General features: G+C 59.9%; 20 protein-coding genes and 1 pseudogene. 16 read left to right on the forward strand and 5 right to left on the reverse strand.

The window, feature by feature from the left end; all coding sequences use genetic code 11:
• Both KBA32_RS07700 and KBA32_RS17090 read left to right on the forward strand, forming a co-directional pair.
• Positions 1-127, forward strand: a pseudogene (locus KBA32_RS07700) (beta-ketoacyl-ACP synthase II); the annotation flags it as partial.
• A gap of 20 nt (positions 128-147) precedes the next feature.
• Entirely contained in the window at positions 148-591 is a 444-nt protein-coding gene (locus tag KBA32_RS17090) for a protein YgfX (RefSeq protein WP_367113760.1), read from the forward strand.
• Here the strand turns inward: KBA32_RS17090 and nadB are convergent.
• The gene (gene nadB, locus KBA32_RS07705) at positions 560-2,146 is read right to left on the reverse strand and encodes an L-aspartate oxidase (RefSeq protein WP_294357162.1); all 1,587 of its coding nucleotides are present in this window, start codon (positions 2,144-2,146) and stop codon (positions 560-562) included. The two genes, KBA32_RS17090 and nadB, sit on opposite strands and share 32 nt — an antisense overlap.
• A gap of 192 nt (positions 2,147-2,338) precedes the next feature.
• Between nadB and rpoE the strand changes: the two genes are divergently transcribed.
• The 12 genes from rpoE to nagZ all read left to right on the forward strand — a co-directional run bounded on the left by rpoE (position 2,339) and on the right by nagZ (position 11,124).
• Positions 2,339-2,938 carry an RNA polymerase sigma factor RpoE gene (rpoE, locus tag KBA32_RS07710; protein WP_294357164.1) on the forward strand — a complete coding sequence of 200 codons (600 nt, stop codon included), beginning with the start codon at positions 2,339-2,341 and terminating at the stop codon, positions 2,936-2,938.
• Positions 2,939-2,971: 33 nt separating this feature from the next.
• Complete coding sequence (locus KBA32_RS07715; protein ID WP_294357166.1) at positions 2,972-3,403, forward strand: SoxR reducing system RseC family protein; 432 nt, start codon at positions 2,972-2,974, stop codon at positions 3,401-3,403.
• Entirely contained in the window at positions 3,400-3,642 is a 243-nt protein-coding gene (locus tag KBA32_RS07720; protein WP_294357167.1) for a glutaredoxin family protein, read from the forward strand. The genes KBA32_RS07715 and KBA32_RS07720 overlap by 4 nt, the downstream gene beginning before the upstream one ends.
• 67 nt (positions 3,643-3,709) lie before the next feature.
• Entirely contained in the window at positions 3,710-5,500 is a 1,791-nt protein-coding gene (gene lepA, locus KBA32_RS07725; protein WP_294357223.1) for a translation elongation factor 4, read from the forward strand.
• A gap of 12 nt (positions 5,501-5,512) precedes the next feature.
• On the forward strand, positions 5,513-6,301 hold the full coding sequence (gene lepB, locus KBA32_RS07730) for a signal peptidase I (RefSeq protein WP_294357169.1): 789 nt from the start codon (positions 5,513-5,515) through the stop codon (positions 6,299-6,301).
• A 10-nt stretch (positions 6,302-6,311) separates the two neighbouring features.
• A complete protein-coding gene (locus KBA32_RS07735; RefSeq protein WP_294357171.1) occupies positions 6,312-6,668 on the forward strand; it encodes a DUF4845 domain-containing protein in 357 nt (118 codons plus the stop codon).
• Between the two features lie 5 nt (positions 6,669-6,673).
• Complete coding sequence (gene rnc, locus KBA32_RS07740) at positions 6,674-7,342, forward strand: ribonuclease III (RefSeq protein ID WP_294357173.1); 669 nt, start codon at positions 6,674-6,676, stop codon at positions 7,340-7,342.
• On the forward strand, positions 7,339-8,223 hold the full coding sequence (gene era, locus KBA32_RS07745) for a GTPase Era (protein WP_294357175.1): 885 nt from the start codon (positions 7,339-7,341) through the stop codon (positions 8,221-8,223). The genes rnc and era overlap by 4 nt, the downstream gene beginning before the upstream one ends.
• Positions 8,224-8,247: 24 nt before the next feature.
• On the forward strand, positions 8,248-8,961 hold the full coding sequence (gene recO, locus KBA32_RS07750) for a DNA repair protein RecO (protein WP_294357176.1): 714 nt from the start codon (positions 8,248-8,250) through the stop codon (positions 8,959-8,961).
• Entirely contained in the window at positions 8,958-9,713 is a 756-nt protein-coding gene (locus KBA32_RS07755) for a pyridoxine 5'-phosphate synthase (protein ID WP_294357178.1), read from the forward strand. The genes recO and KBA32_RS07755 overlap by 4 nt, the downstream gene beginning before the upstream one ends.
• A complete protein-coding gene (gene acpS, locus KBA32_RS07760; RefSeq protein ID WP_294357180.1) occupies positions 9,710-10,087 on the forward strand; it encodes a holo-ACP synthase in 378 nt (125 codons plus the stop codon). Before KBA32_RS07755 ends, acpS begins: the two co-directional genes overlap by 4 nt.
• A complete protein-coding gene (nagZ, locus tag KBA32_RS07765) occupies positions 10,084-11,124 on the forward strand; it encodes a beta-N-acetylhexosaminidase (protein WP_294357182.1) in 1,041 nt (346 codons plus the stop codon). Before acpS ends, nagZ begins: the two co-directional genes overlap by 4 nt.
• 34 nt (positions 11,125-11,158) lie before the next feature.
• On the opposite strand, the gene KBA32_RS07770 is transcribed toward nagZ, so the two are convergent.
• The 4 genes from KBA32_RS07770 to amrB are packed head-to-tail and all read right to left on the reverse strand — an operon-like array spanning position 11,159 to position 14,298.
• Complete coding sequence (locus KBA32_RS07770; RefSeq protein WP_294357183.1) at positions 11,159-11,860, reverse strand: hypothetical protein; 702 nt, start codon at positions 11,858-11,860, stop codon at positions 11,159-11,161.
• Positions 11,857-12,942 carry an AmmeMemoRadiSam system radical SAM enzyme gene (gene amrS, locus KBA32_RS07775; protein ID WP_294357185.1) on the reverse strand — a complete coding sequence of 362 codons (1,086 nt, stop codon included), beginning with the start codon at positions 12,940-12,942 and terminating at the stop codon, positions 11,857-11,859. The genes KBA32_RS07770 and amrS overlap by 4 nt, the downstream gene beginning before the upstream one ends.
• Positions 12,939-13,487 carry an AmmeMemoRadiSam system protein A gene (gene amrA / locus KBA32_RS07780; protein WP_294357187.1) on the reverse strand — a complete coding sequence of 183 codons (549 nt, stop codon included), beginning with the start codon at positions 13,485-13,487 and terminating at the stop codon, positions 12,939-12,941. Before amrA ends, amrS begins: the two co-directional genes overlap by 4 nt.
• Entirely contained in the window at positions 13,477-14,298 is an 822-nt protein-coding gene (gene amrB / locus KBA32_RS07785) for an AmmeMemoRadiSam system protein B (protein WP_294357189.1), read from the reverse strand. The genes amrA and amrB overlap by 11 nt, the downstream gene beginning before the upstream one ends.
• 109 nt (positions 14,299-14,407) lie before the next feature.
• Here amrB and ispD point away from each other — a divergent pair, with 109 nt between their 5' ends.
• Both ispD and ispF read left to right on the forward strand, forming a co-directional pair.
• Complete coding sequence (gene ispD / locus KBA32_RS07790) at positions 14,408-15,097, forward strand: 2-C-methyl-D-erythritol 4-phosphate cytidylyltransferase (protein WP_294357191.1); 690 nt, start codon at positions 14,408-14,410, stop codon at positions 15,095-15,097.
• A complete protein-coding gene (ispF, locus tag KBA32_RS07795) occupies positions 15,094-15,573 on the forward strand; it encodes a 2-C-methyl-D-erythritol 2,4-cyclodiphosphate synthase (RefSeq protein WP_294357193.1) in 480 nt (159 codons plus the stop codon). The genes ispD and ispF overlap by 4 nt, the downstream gene beginning before the upstream one ends.
• The last annotated feature ends 148 nt before the right edge of the window (positions 15,574-15,721 follow it).

A 15,721-nucleotide genomic window follows, 5' to 3' on the forward strand; every position in this document is an offset into this window, starting at 1 on the left:
TCAGGACGAGTTGTGCGACCTCGATTATTGTGCGAATGAAGCGCGGAAAATGAAGATCGACGTGGCGATTTCGAACTCGTTTGGCTTCGGCGGTACGAATGCTACAGTGGTAATGAAACGGATCTAGCAGTAACCAGAACGAACGGCGTGCGATTTCCGATCATCATCGAGTTGCGCCGTTCCGTTCGATTTGCTCTGGTCAATATTGCGTTCCATTCAGTCGCGTTTATCGCAGCGTGCGCAGTGCCTTGTCCTTGGCTACTGCGCTTGTTTTTGGTGCTGCTGGTTATCTGTTCTGGGTGGAAGGCGTTTAGCTCGCCTACGGTCGCAGGGTTGAGAATTCTTGGGAGCGATCGACTTGACGGTGTCTTGAAGGGCGAGACTCATGTCAAGTTGCGGGTTTGTCAGCAAAGCACCGTATATCGACACATGGTTTTGTTGCGAATCTGGATTGGGAATGAGAGCAAGGTGACGAGCCTTGTCTTGTTTTCCGATCAGATGCCGGAAGCGCGGTTTCGGCAACTGCGCTTGTGGTTGCGTGCCCAGGTGCCCGTCGACGTCACAAACGGCGCAGGGGGCTCCGTTTCCTGAGGCGGCTATTTCTCGCTACTTCAAGCAGTTCCGGATAATCTCGACTGAAATGAAGGCCACGGCTTTCACGCCGTTTCAGTGCGCACTGGACGATCAGGTCGGCCGTAAGGACGAGATTTCTTAGTTCGATCAGGTCGTGACTGACTCGGAAGTTCGAGTAGAACTCGTTGATTTCCCGTTCCAAAAGCCGGATGCGGTGTTGAGCTCTTTGGAGGCGCTTTGTCGTTCGCACGATCCCAACGTAGTCCCACATGAAGCGCCTTAGCTCATCCCAGTTGTGAGAGATGACGATTTCTTCGTCTGGATCAGACACCCGGCTTTCGTCCCACTCGGGGAGTGGCGGAATGTTAATCCGGGGTTGCGTAGCGATGTCATTACATGCTGCTTCGGAAAAGACGATGCACTCAAGCAGTGAGTTGCTGGCGAGTCGGTTGGCGCCGTGGAGACCGGTACATGATGCCTCTCCGGCTGCATAGAGCCCCGGTATATTCGTGCGCGCATGAAGATCGGTGACGATTCCGCCGCATGTGTAGTGGGCAGCCGGAACGACTGGGATGGGCTCGCGCGCAATGTCGATGCCCAATTCAAGGCACCGCGCCAGGATATTGGGGAAATGTTCGTGGAGGAAGTTCGCTGGTTTGTGCGAGATATCAAGGTAGACGCAATCCAGTCCGCGCTTCTTCATCTCAAAGTCGATTGCTCTGGCCACGACGTCCCGCGGTGCGAGTTCACCGCGCGAGTCATGATCGGGCATGAAACGAGTTCCGTCAGGAAGACAAAGTAATCCACCTTCGCCTCTGACCGCTTCCGAGATCAAAAAGGACTTGGCTTGTGGATGGTATAGGCACGTCGGATGGAACTGGATGAACTCCATGTTCGAAATCCGGCATCCTGCGCGCCACGCCATTGCAATTCCATCACCGGTTGAGGTGTCGGGGTTCGTCGTATAGAGATAAACCTTGCCCGCACCGCCGGTAGCAATCAACGTATGTTGCGCGCCAATCGTCATGACGTCGCCACTCTCGCTATCGAGTGCGTATGCTCCGTAACAGCGGTTGTCGGTAAGACCGAGCTTCTCGCCGGTGATTAAGTCGATGGCGATGTGTTGTTCGAGGACGGTGATGTTCGGGTTTTCGCGGACTTTCTTGGTCAATGTGTTCTGTACTGCCAAGCCAGTCATATCTGCCACATGGATTACGCGTCGTGCGCTGTGTCCGCCCTCTCGCGTCAGGTGGTAGCCAGAGGTGTCACGCGTGAAGGGGACGCCCTGGTCGATCAACCATCCAATTGCCCGACGACCGTTTTCGATAACGAACCGGGTGGCGACCGGGTCGTTAAGGTAGGCGCCGGCTGTGATAGTGTCCTGAATGTGGGCTTCGATCGAATCCTGACTATCCAGCACGGCGGCAATTCCGCCTTGTGCCCAGCCCGAAGCACTGTCTTCAAGTCCGCGCTTGCTGATCAAGCCGACTTTGTGTGTGTTCGCAAGGCGCAAAGCCGCCGATTGGCCGGCCAGTCCGCTGCCAATCACGAGAATATCGAAATGATGCACCACGGTACGTTCCTCTTCGGGGGATGCGGTACTATATCACGTGCTTTTGGGCGAATTCTGGCCATCCCGGGCGCAGGTGCAATGGAAAGTTCTCGCTCGGTGAAAATATTGAGACGCTCACGGTGCCCTGACTTTTGTTGCGCTATACTCCTGTAGAAGAGTACTAGATTGAGTCCGACAGGGAACCCAAATAGCATGAACGAACGCGAAATTGACCAGGAATTGGTCGAGCGCGCACAGGCAGGCGACAAGCAAGCTTTTGAGCGGCTGGTTGAAAAATATCAGCGCAAGCTCGGAAGGCTGTTATCGCGCTTTATCCGCGATCACGCCGAAGTTGAAGACGTTGCGCAAGAGGCCTTTATCAAGGCCTACCGTGCCTTGCCGTCGTTTCGCGGGGAAAGCGCTTTCTATACGTGGCTGTATCGCATTGGCATCAACACGGCGAAGAATTACCTCGTCGCGAGGGGGCGTCGTGCCCCGACATCTACGGATTTTGATGCCGACGAGGCTGAATCGTTTGAAGATGCCGGGCAGCTGCACGACATCAATACCCCGGAGCGTCTCCTGCAATCAAAGCAGATCGGGCAGACGGTCAACGCAGCCATGGAAGCCTTGCCGGAAGAGTTGCGCAACGCGATCGTGCTGCGCGAGATTGAAGGCTTGAGTTATGAAGAGATTGCCGAGGAAATGAATTGCCCGATCGGAACGGTGCGGTCGCGCATCTTTCGTGCGCGTGAAGCCGTTGCCGAGAAGTTGCGGCCGATGCTCGATACGGCCCCCGATCACCGCTGGTGACTTGTCGTTGGTGTGTTGAGGGCGGTGCGTCGAATGAATGAAACCAAAGGCACGATTACTGCACTTGACGGGGACTACGCGCTCGTTCGCATCGCCGATGCCGGTTGCGGGCGATGTCACGAGCCCGGTGGTTGCGGCGGGGTGAATATCGGCAAGATGCTTTGCAATGAGCCGCAAGTCTTTCGCGTCCTGAATCCGCGGCAAGGTGATGTTGGTCAGGCTGTGAATATCGTGATTCCGGAGGGGGCTGTGCGTAAGGGGGCGTTCCTTGCCTATGGTTTGCCGTTGCTGATGCTCCTGATCGGGGCGTTTGTGGGAGTGGGGGTTGCTGGTGATCCGGGAGCAATTGTCGGTGCGCTGGGTGGCTTGGTTGTCGCTTTCCCGGCAGTGCGTCTTGTTCAATCCGGAAGTGCGGCGAGCAGTGAATTTCAGCCCTATATCGATGTCGGAGTTTCTCGCAAGTGAGGCAACTGACGCTGGTGTCGCGTGACTATTGTCATCTCTGTCACGCGATGGAGGTGGCGTTGGCGCCGCTCGCTACCGAGTTCGGTTTCTCGGTTCGCGTGGTCGATGTCGATGCCGATACGGCACTTGAGGCGAAATATAACGAGCTCGTGCCGGTGCTGCTTCACGAAGGAACGGAGCTTTGCCATCACTTCCTCGATGTCGCCGGAGTCCGTGATTATTTGAGGAAAATCCTATAGAATCCGCGCCTTCTGGCAAAACAAACGAGGGTGCCCGCCGGCACCCTTTTTTTCAGGCACGGTCATGCTGCAACACACACGTAATTTTTCAATCATTGCTCACATCGATCATGGGAAGTCCACCTTGGCGGATCGGATCATCCACCTGTGCGGTGGATTGTCGGACCGGGAAATGGAAGCTCAGGTGCTTGATTCCATGGACATCGAGCGCGAGCGCGGCATTACGATCAAGGCCCAGACTGCTGCGCTGAAATACACGGCAAAGAACGGCGAGACCTACAATCTCAATCTGATCGATACCCCGGGGCACGTCGATTTCTCGTATGAAGTTTCGCGTTCGCTTTCCGCGTGCGAGGGGGCGTTGCTGGTCGTCGACGCATCGCAGGGGGTCGAAGCGCAAACGGTGGCGAATTGCTATACGGCGATCGATCTGGGCGTCGAGGTTATGCCGGTGCTGAACAAGATCGATCTGCCGTCGGCGATGCCTGACAACGCGCGCGCAGAGATCGAAGAGGTGATCGGCATCGACGCTTCGCATGCGATTCTCGCATCGGCCAAGACGGGTTTGGGCGTCCAGGACATTCTTGAGGCCATTATTGAGCGCATTCCTGCGCCCAAGGGCGACCCCGAAGCGCCGCTCAAGGCGCTGTTGATCGACTCGTGGTTCGACAACTACGTAGGCGTTGTCATGCTCGTGCGGGTGGTTGACGGAACCTTGCGCCCGAAGGACAAGATCAGGTTGATGGCGACTGACACGACCTATCTGTGCGAGCAGGTCGGCGTTTTTACGCCCAAGGCGATGCAACGGGATTCCTTGCAGGCCGGACAAGTCGGCTACATCATTTCGGGGATCAAGGAACTGCAGGCGGCGAAGGTCGGCGATACGGTTACCCTGGCTGACAATCCGGCTTCGGAAGCATTGCCCGGTTTCAAGGAAATCAAGTCGCAGGTGTTCGCCGGACTCTATCCGGTCGAGTCCAACCAGTATGACTCGTTGCGCGAGTCGCTTGAGAAGCTAAAACTGAATGACGCCTCCCTGCATTACGAGCCGGAAGTTTCGCAGGCCTTGGGCTTCGGCTTCCGCTGCGGTTTCCTCGGGCTCTTGCACATGGAGATCGTGCAGGAACGGCTGGAGCGTGAGTTTGACCAGGATCTGATCACGACTGCGCCGACCGTCGTCTACGAAGTTTTGATGCGCGATGGATCGGTCGTCCAAGTCGAAAATCCGGCAAAGCTGCCCGAGCAGACGAAGGTCGAGGAAATCCGCGAGCCGATCATTACGATCACCGTGTTCGTGCCGCAGGACTATCTTGGCAACGTAATTACGTTGTGCAATCAGAAGCGCGGCAATCAGGTCGACATGACCTATCACGGGCGCCAGGTTCAATTGGTGTATGAAATGCCGATGGCCGAAGTCGTCATGGACTTCTTTGACAAACTGAAGTCGGTGTCCCGCGGCTACGCGTCGCTCGACTACGAGTTCAAAGAGTTCCGGGCGGCAGACGTCGTCAAGCTGGATGTTCTGATCAACGGCGACAAGGTCGATGCCTTGTCGATGATCGTACACCGCGCCAACTCGATCTACCGCGGAAGGGAACTTGCTACCAAGATGCGCCAGCTGATTCCGCGCCAGATGTACGACGTGGCGATTCAGGCGGCGATCGGTGCCAACATCATCGCGCGCGAGAACGTCAAGGCCATGCGCAAGGACGTGCTGGCGAAGTGCTACGGTGGAGACATCACGCGGAAGAGGAAACTGCTCGAAAAGCAGAAGGCCGGTAAGAAGCGGATGAAGCAGGTCGGTACCGTCGAAATTCCGCAGGAGGCGTTTCTCGCCGTCTTGCGCGTCGGAAAATAAGGGAGCTGCGCCTTGAATTTTGCATTGATCCTGTTTTGTCTGTTGCTCGTTAGCGGCGCGATCTGGGCGGCGGACGTCTTCGTTTTTGCCAAACGCCGGGGTCCGGACGCCAAGGATCCGTGGTGGGTTGAATACGGGGCGAGCTTCTTTCCCGTGATCCTGCTGGTGTTCGCTTTGCGGTCCTTTGTCGTTGAGCCGTTCAAGATCCCCTCGGGCTCGATGATCCCGACGCTCCAGGTTGGCGATTTCATCCTGGTTAACAAGTTCACCTACGGCATTCGCCTGCCGGTGCTCAACAAGAAGATCATCGATATCAATGACCCGAAGAAGGGCGACGTCATGGTGTTTCGTTACCCTGAAGATCCGTCGCTTGACTACATCAAGCGGGTGATTGGCACGCCCGGCGACAAGGTGGCCTATCAGAACAAGCGGTTGACGGTTAATGGCCAGCCGATCGAGACGACGCGTGTCGATGATTACCTTCATCCGGAGCGGCTCTACTACTCGAAGCAGTTCGTCGAAAAAGCTGACGGTTTCGAGCATCGAACGCTGAACGACGACGATGCGCCCGGATTCATCTCAGATGCCTCGCAGTTTCCTCATCGCGAAAATTGCCTCTACAATAATGCGGGTGTGATCTGTACCGTGCCGTCCGGCCACTATTTCATGATGGGCGATAACCGGGACAACAGTCGCGACAGCCGTTATTGGGGTTTCGTCCCCGAGGAAAACATCGTCGGCAAGGCGTTTTTCATCTGGTTCAATTTCAGCGACCTGAAACGGATCGGTTCGTTTCGGTAGAGGAAGTTCAATGGACAAACAGCGTGGTGTGGCCCTCTCGGGGTTGTTGATCTGGGGCGTGATTATCGCGATCGTGGCTCTGCTCGGAATCAAGGTCGCGCCGGAAGTCATCGACTACTACAAGATCAAGAAGGGCGTTACCGCGACTGCTGCCAACGCCAACGGGAAAACCGTGGCCGAGATTCGTGCGATGTACGGCAGGTACGCCGAGGTCGATCACACTCAGACCGTGTCTCCCGCTGATCTCGATATCTCGAAAGAGGGCGGCGATGTCGTGATCGCTTTCGCTTACGAAAAGCGTATCCCCCTGTTTGCGAATGTCAGTCTGGTGATCGAGTTCGAAGGCTCCTCATCGGGGCAAGAATAAGCCGCATGTCCAGTCGACTTGAGCAGGCGATCGGCCATACCTTTTCCGATGCCGCGCTGCTGCGAACCGCACTGACGCACCGTAGCCATAGCTCACCGCACAACGAGCGGCTCGAGTTCATTGGTGACTCGATCTTGAACGGGGTCATCGCCCGGCAACTGTACGATCGTTTCCCGGAACTGCCAGAAGGCGATCTTTCGCGTTTGCGCGCCAACCTCGTGCGTCAGGACAGTCTGCACGAACTGGCGCTCTCGCTATCGCTCGGCGAATATCTGCGACTCGGTGATGGAGAAATGAAAAGTGGTGGCGCACAACGTCCGTCGATCCTGGCGGACGCGCTCGAGGCACTGTTCGGCGCGATCTGGCTCGATGCCGGACATGAGGCAGCGAGCGTGGTCATCGCTCGCTTGTACCGCGGCAAACTCGACGCCATTGTTCCCGGGCAACCGATCAAGGATGCGAAGACGCGTCTGCAGGAGTACCTGCAGGGCAGACGGTTGCCATTACCGAAGTACTCGCTGATCGCAACGGAAGGCGAGGCCCATGTCCAGCAGTTTCGCATCGTCTGCGAGATCGGATCGAGGAATGTCCGGACCGAAGGGTACGCCGGGAGTCGCCGAGCGGCCGAACAGATAGCCGCCGAGCGCGCGCTGGAAAGATTGCAGCAACCATGAACAAACTCAAATCCGGCACCATCGCCATCGTCGGCCGTCCGAACGTCGGCAAATCGACGCTGCTCAATCATCTGATCGGCGAAAAGATCAGCATCGTATCGCGCAAGGCGCAGACGACGCGTCATCGCATCATGGGGATTCTCACTCGCCCCGATGCACAGTTCGTGTTCGTAGACACCCCGGGTTTCCAGACGAAGCACACGAATGCGCTCAATCGCGCGATGAATCGCGGTGTGACGCAGGCGCTCTCGGATGTCGACGTCGTGATTTTCGTCCTGGACGCCGACCATTTCGATGAGCGCGACAAGGCGGTGATCAAGCTTCTGCCGCCGGATCGGCCGGTGATCCTGGCGGTCAACAAGATCGATCAGATCAAGGAAAAGACGAAGCTGCTGCCGTTGCTCGACACACTGGGCAAGGCGCATCCGTTTGCCGCCATCGTTCCGGTCAGTGCAGCCAAGGGCAGTCAGCTCGATGTGCTGCTTGACGAGGTGCGCAAGCATCTGCCGAACGACGAGTTGCTCTATGCCGAGGATGAGATTACCGACAAGAGCGAGCGTTTCCTCGCGTCCGAGTACATCCGTGAAAAGCTGTTCCGACTGATTGGCGACGAGTTGCCGTATGCCGCCACGGTCGAAGTCGAGAAGTTCGAGCTTGACGGCGCCCTGCGCCGCATCAGCGCGGCGATTGTCGTCGATCGTCAGGCGCACAAGGGCATCGTCATCGGCAAGGGCGGCGAGACCTTGAAGCGGATTGCGACCGAGGCGCGTCAGGACATGGAGCGTTTGTTCGACGGCAAGGTCTTCCTCGAAATCTTCGTCAAGGTCAAGTCCGGCTGGGCGGACGACGAGCGATTGCTCAAGAGCCTCGGTTACGAGTAATCCAACGGTAAAGAGCGACAAACGATGCACCGGCAAAGGGTCGACGGGCAGCCGGCATTCGTGCTTCATACCTATCCGTTTCGCGAAACAAGCCTGATCGTCGAAGTCTTTGCGCGCGATTTTGGGCGCGTTGCCTTGCTCGCGCGTGGCGCGCGCCGACCGCGTTCGGCTTTGCGCGGTTTGCTGCTCTCTTTTCAACCACTTGAGCTGGCGTGGGCGGGGAAGGGGGAGGTTCAAACGCTGATGAAGGCCGAATGGCAGGGCGGCCAGCCGCTGCTGACCGGTCGGTCACTGTTCTGGGGCTACTACCTCAACGAACTCCTGATGCATCTGTTGCCGCGTGAAGACGCGCATGAGCGTTTGTTCTCGGTATATGCTGAAACCTTGCGCCGCTTTTCCGATCGCGTTCAGGAAGCCGATTTGCGCTGTTTCGAGCGCGCGCTGCTGCAGGAACTCGGGTACGGCTTGACGCTGGCGCATGACACTCAAGGATTACCCGTCGATGCCGCCGGACACTATGCCTACGAGATCGAGCGCGGGCCGGTGCGATTGGCCCGTGCGGGCAGTTCGGCGCTGTCGATCTGCGGCAAGACCTTGATCGACCTGGCGAACTCGGATTTCTCCGATCCGCGCTCGCTGATCGAGGCCAAACAGCTGATGCGGACACTGATTGCCCACTACACGGGCGGCAAGAGCCTGGAAACACGCAAGATTTTTTTGGAGTTGAACGAACTATGATCGAACTGGGCGTAAATATTGACCACGTGGCCACCATTCGTCAGGCGCGCCGCACCTACGAGCCGGAGCCGGCCTGGGCGGCCGTCGAGGCGCATCTGGGCGGGGCGGACGGGATTACCGTGCATCTGCGAGAGGATCGTCGCCATATCCAGGACGCGGACGTCGAAAAGCTGCGCACGCTGACGCAGATCAAGCTCAACCTCGAAATGGCGGCGACCGACGAGATGGTTGAAATCGCCTGCCGTCTCAAACCGGAAATGGCCATGCTGGTACCCGAAGGCCGCCACGAGGTGACGACCGAAGGCGGCCTCGACATCATTTCGCAGGAAGCCAAGCTCAAGAAGGCGATCGACCGCTTCACCGACGCCGGCATCATCAGCAGCGTCTTCATCGACGCCGAGATCGACCAGATCGATGCCGCGGCGCGTATCGGCGCGCGCGTGTGCGAAATTCACACCGGGCCATACGCGCACGCGTTTCACCACAAGGGACGCGATTCGGAAAGCCCGGCCGTGCTGGCGGAACTGGAGAAGATCCGTCTTGCCGGCGATGCGATCCGGGCGCACGGAATGCGCTTCAACGCCGGCCATGCGCTGAACTACTTCAATGTGCAGCCGGTGGCGCGTCTGGCGGGCATTCGTGAATTGCACATCGGTCACGCGATCATCAGCCGCGCTGTCTTCGTCGGCCTGCGCGAAGCGGTGCGCGAGATGAAACTGCTCATGCGCGAGGCGCAAGCGTTCGGGCAATGATCGCCGGCGTCGGTACCGATATCGCCGCCGTCGCGCGGCTCGGGCAACTCTACGCGCGGCACGGCGCGCGCGCGCTGGAAAAGCTGCTTGCGCCTGGCGAACGCGCCGACTTCGCGCGCGCCACCGATCCGGCACGCTTCCTCGCCAAGCGCTTCGCCGCCAAGGAGGCGCTCGGCAAGGCGCTCGGCATCGGTGTCTCCAAGCCGGCGACTTTGCCGAACATCGCCGTCGAGCACGATGCGCTCGGCAAGCCATCGTTTTCCTACGCGCCCGAACTCGCGCAGCTGCTCGCCGAGCGCGGGCTGGTCGCCCATCTTTCGATCAGCGACGAGAAGGAGTTCGCGCTGGCCTTTGTTGTCCTGGAGCATGCATGAGTCCCTTCAAGAGTGAACCCAAAGCGCTGCCCTATGGTCCGGTGATGATCGACATCGTCGGGCTGGAACTGACCGACCACGATCGCGAGCGTTTGTGCCATCCGCTGGTCGGTGGGCTGATCCTGTTCGCGCGCAATTACCAGTCGCCCGAACAATTGCAGAGGCTCACGGCCGAGGTTCACGCCTTGCGCACGCCGCAGCTGCCGATCGCCATCGACCACGAGGGCGGGCGCGTGCAGCGCTGTCGTGAGGGCTTTACCCGCCTACCGGCCATGCGCAGCCTTGGCGCGCGGTGGGAAACCAATCCCACGGAAGCGATCGAAGCTGCGCGCAGCATCGGCTTCGTCCTCGCGGCCGAGCTCCGCTTGAACGGTGTCGACTTGTCCTTCACGCCGGTACTCGACCTCGACTGGGGGCGTTGCAGCGCGATCGGCACGCGATCGTTTCACCGCGATCCGTCGGTTGTCGTTCAACTCGCCGGAGCGCTGATCGAAGGGTTGCGAGAGGCCGGGATGGGGGCCTGCGGCAAGCATTTCCCGGGGCATGGTTGGGCCGAGGCCGATTCGCACCATTCCTTGCCGATTGACGAGCGATCGTTGAATGAACTCGCGGCCGATATGGCGCCGTACCGTCAGCTCAAGCTCGATGGCGTGATGCCGGCGCACGTGATCTTCCCGAAGATCGACTCGCGCACGGCCGGGTTTTCACCGGTCTGGATCGGCAAGCTGCGTGACGAATTCGGTTTCGACGGCGTGGTGTTCAGCGACGATCTGTCAATGCAGGCCGCCGGTGTCGCGGGCGACATCGTCGGGCGCGTCGAAGCAGCCTGGCAAGCGGGCTGCGACATGCTTCTGGTGTGCAACTCGACCGAATCGGTCGGCGAGGTGCTGAGTCGCTGGCAACCGGCGTTCGATCCGGCTCGCTCGGCACGAATCGGGCGCCTCGTCCCCAAGCAGCCGGCGCTTGACGCAGCGGCGTTGCGCGACGATCCGCGCTACGCAGCGGGCGTCCGCTTTGCGCAGCAGCTGGCCGAGTAGAGCGCGACCGTTGCTCATCCGGCGTGTTCCCTGATCAGGGAGGCGTTGCGGCGGCAGCAAAGTACTGCTTGAACCACACCGTGGCTTCGCGGACGTGCTGCTCGAATCCCCTGGAGATCGCGTAGTCGACGCCGATCACCGGGATCAGGCGCAGCTCCTTGGGGCAAGTGACCTCGGCGAGCGCCCGCTGGTTGCTGGCAGCGTGGAGTTCATCTTTCTCCTCGACCAGCAGCAGGAGCGGGGAGGTGAGCGAGCGCAGGTAGAGCACACCGGCCAGGTCGATCAGTCCACCGCGGCAGACGATGGCGGCGATATCGTGATCGCGCAATGAAGCTACTCGCACAACCACCGGCGATGTGGCGTTGGCGGCAAAAAGCCCGATAGGTTGCTCGGCGAGCTCGCCCATTTGTACCCGGTGTTTGATCAACCCCAGAAAATCGATCAATCGCTTGGCGAGCAAGGGGACGTTGTTGTGCACGTCCGGGTAGTTCTCTTCGTGGGCTGCAACGAGATCCAAGCTTAAGGTGGAAAGACCTGCGTGCTGGAAGTAGCGCGCGAGCAACTGATCGCGCCGGTCCAGCTTCTGCGTGTCGTGCGCGAGGACGACGAGACCGGGTGAATTGGCAATCAGCGCCAGTTCGCCATGCAGTGTTCCATGTTCCGTCCGGATGGATACGGGCAAGCGCTCCGTGCGGCCAAGGTCGTAGGGGAAGAACTCGGCCATGGCGTCGATCATCGCCGGGCCAGCCGCACCGGGATGCGTTGCGAGCCAAAGGGCTTGCCGAATTTCCCGAAGCGCCCGGCGATCGGCATCTGGCAGTGCGGGCAACAGCCGTCGGCCGGTAAGTCGTAATGGCGAATGTTGTACCAGTCGCGCTCGATCAAGGCCGCCTCGCACGCCGGGCAGAAGGTGGTTCCGCCTTCGGTGTCGTGCACGTTGCCGGTATAGACGTAGTGCAGGCCGGCATCCATCGCAATGCGGCGCGCGTGCGTCAGCGTTGATGCGGGCGTCGGCGGCAGGTCGTCGAGCTTCCAGTCGGGATGGAATGCGGAAAAGTGCAGCGGGACGTCCGGGCCCAACTCTCTCGCAACCCACTCGGCAAGCGCCTTGATCTCGGCGGGCGAATCGTTCTTGCCGGGGATCAGAAGTGTGGTGATTTCCAGCCAGCAGCTCGTTTGATGGTGGATGTAGGCGAGCATGTCGAGAACCGGCTGCAGATGCCCGCCGCAGAGCTTGACGTAGAAGTCGTCGGTAAAGGCTTTGAGGTCGACGTTGGCCGCGTCCATGACGGCGAAGAACTCTTTTGCCGGATCCGGGTGGATGTAGCCCGCCGTGACGGCGACGGTCTTCACGCCCTGCTTGTGGCAGGCGATGGCCGTATCGATCGCGTACTCGGCGAAGATCACCGGATCGTTGTAAGTGAACGCCACCGATTCGGCGCCGTAGGCGGAGGCCGCACCAGCGATGCCTTCCGGACTGGCAGCATCCATCAGGCGGTCCATGTCCTTCGACTTCGAGATATCCCAGTTCTGGCAGAACTTGCAGGCGAGGTTGCAGCCGGCCGTGCCGAACGAGAGCACGGCCGAACCAGGGTAGAAATGGTTGAGCGGCTTCTTCTCGATCGGATCGATGCAGAAACCGGACGAGCGGCCATACGTCGTCAAGACCATCTTCTGTTCGATGTTCTGACGGACGAAGCAGGCGCCGCGCTGGCCTTCGTGCAGCTTGCAGTCGCGCGGGCACAGGTCGCACTGGATGCGCCCGCCCTCGATGGCGTGCCACCAGCGCGCCGGATGCGCGGATTCGGGCGTTTTCAAGTCTCTTTCCATTTTTGTACGCCATAGCGGGCGAGGCTGATGTCGTCGTCCCAGAAGTACGCCGGCAAGCCTGCTTTGAGTTTGAGTTGCGACATGAAGCGTTGCGGTTCGGGCAGGCTTTCCCAGACCTGCGGCAGGAAGGTTGCCCGCCGGCTTCCATGCGTCAGGATCAGTCCGTCGAGACCGGGGCGCAGTTGGGCAAGGGCATCGGCCTCGTCCTTGAAGTCCATCGCCTCGGGAGTTTCGAGCAGGGAAACCTCAACGCGGGTGCAATCGAGTTCGTCTTCGCCGAGCGGCGCGAAGCGTGGATCGCGAAACGCCGCGGCGACCGCATTTTCGGCGACGTCCTGCGCCAGCGGCCGATGCGCCTCCAGGCTGCCGATACATCCGCGCAGATCACCGTTCTGCGTCAGCGTGACGAAAGTCGCCGCCGGATTTGCCAGTGCCGGGTGCGGAATGACCGTACGGGCACTGCGTCCGAACTGTTTTTCGATGGCGTTGCGCGCGATGGCCAGCAACGCGAGCCCGAGGGGATCAGTGCGCATGCGGAGTCTCTCCTGTGTGTGAGTCGGTAAAAGCAAAAGCGCCATAACCGACGACGCGTGCCTTGTCGCCGGCGGTATCGCCCGAGTTGCGCAGATCGAGCAGCTTCCCATGCAATTTGTGGTGGCGAGCCGCGAGCAACAAGCCGTTCACCGGCGTTGCGCCGCACGCCTGTTGGTGATTCAGCGTCGGGTCGAGATCAAGTATCTGGCGCGCGGCGCGCGAATCGGTGCGGCAGGCGGTCTCGTAGTTCAGATAGTGCGAAAGGTCGGAGCTGACGACGATCAATGTCTCGTCGCCGCCCCACAGGCGTTCGAGAATTTCGGCGACGTCTTCGGTCGACGCTTCGCCGACCACGAGCGGCAGCAGCAGAAAGTCGCCGAGTACCGTTTGCAGGAAGGGCAGCTGGACTTCCAGCGAATGTTCCTGCGCATGAGCCTCGTCGCTGATGATGACTTGCGGCAGGTCGGCGATGCCGGCGATACCTTCTCGATCGATCGCCACCTTGCCGAGCGGAGTGGAAAACGTGGCACACGTGGGAACGGCCAGCCCTTCGACAAAGACACGGTGAGTCGGACCGAGCAACACGACGCGGCGAATGCTCCCGCGCAGAACTGCGATGGGCGCATAGACGCTGGCCGCGATCGGGCCGGAATAGATATAGCCGGCGTGCGGCACGATGATTGCCTTGGGGCGTAGCGGCGGATTGGTGGCGGCCCGATCCAGCATCCCGGCCACCGTGCCGGCGAGCAGCGCGGCGGACTCCGGGTAGAACATCCCGGCGACGGCCGCTGGGCGAGAATCCTTGCTCATGGATGACCTCCTCGAATTCACTATAGGAACGTAGAACGGTCATGGCAAGCGTGGTCCGGTACGACAGTTCCAAAGGCGTCGCTGGCCGTCTTTCCGCTAGAATCGCTGAATGACACGCCATTTCGCCATTGTCCCCGCCGCCGGTAGCGGCGCTCGTTTCGGTTCGGAAGTCCCCAAGCAATACCTCGCGCTTGCCGGAGAACCGATGATTTTTCACGCGCTCGCCGCACTTTGCCGCTGCGACCGTATCGATGCCGTTTGGGTCGTCCTTTCACCCGGTGACGAGTGGTGGGCATCCTTCGACTGGTCGCCGATGGGTGACAAACTGCGTGTGCTGTACCGTGGCGGATCGACGCGTGCCGAAACGGTTGCCAACGGGCTTGCGGCAATCGCCGACGAGGCCGGCGGAGACGACTGGGTGCTCGTGCACGACGCCGCCCGCCCCTGCCTGTCGCAGGAAATGCTCACTGCCTTGTGTGACGAACTCGACGCAGATCCGGTCGGCGGGCTGCTCGCCGTTCCGGTGGCAGACACCCTGAAGCGCGCCGACGCCGATCAGCGTGTTGCCGCCACACAACCGCGCGACGGCATGTGGCAGGCACAAACACCGCAGATGTTCCGCTACGGGCTGCTGCGCAAGGTTCTCGAAGGAAACTCGGCGGTGACCGACGAGGCCGGCGCGATCGAGGCCGCCGGTCTGCAACCGCGCCTGGTGCGAGCCGACTCGACTAACCTGAAGGTGACTTTTCCGACCGATCTTCTGCTTGCGGAGTACATACTCAAGGGGAGGCGGACATGATCCGCATTGGCTACGGTAACGACATCCACGCGCTGGTGGCCGGGCGGAAACTGATCATCGGTGGCGTCGACATCCCGCACGAACTTGGACTGAAGGGGCACTCCGACGCCGATGTCCTGCTGCATGCGCTGATCGATGCCCTGCTCGGTGCCGCCGGACTCGGTGACATCGGCAGGCACTTCCCGGATACGGACGAACGCTATCGTGGTGCCGACAGCCGTGCATTGTTGCGCGCCACACGCGAAAAGATCGGCGCGGCCGGTTGGCGCGTCGTCAACGTCGATTCGACGATCAATGCCCAGCGGCCAAAGATGGCACCGCACATCCCGTCGATGATTGCAAGCATCGCTGCCGATCTGCAGGTCGAGGAAAGCTGTGTCAACGTGAAGGCGAAGACGGCCGAGCGTCTCGGCTTTGTCGGGCGGGAAGAGGGGATCTCCGCCGAAGCGGTCGCATTGCTCGAAAGAGCCGGCTGATCGCTGTCGGTGTTTGCGATCGACTCGGGAACGGTTCGTGTGCCGTGCCGTTGTTTTCGCTCTGCTCTCGCGAATCTACTGAATAAAGAGCCGCCGAACCTTGGTATAGTTACGCGTTGAGGGTCAGTGGTTCAAGAAGAATAAAAAA

This window comes from Propionivibrio sp., assembly GCF_017995515.1.
GTDB lineage: Bacteria > Pseudomonadota > Gammaproteobacteria > Burkholderiales > Rhodocyclaceae > Propionivibrio.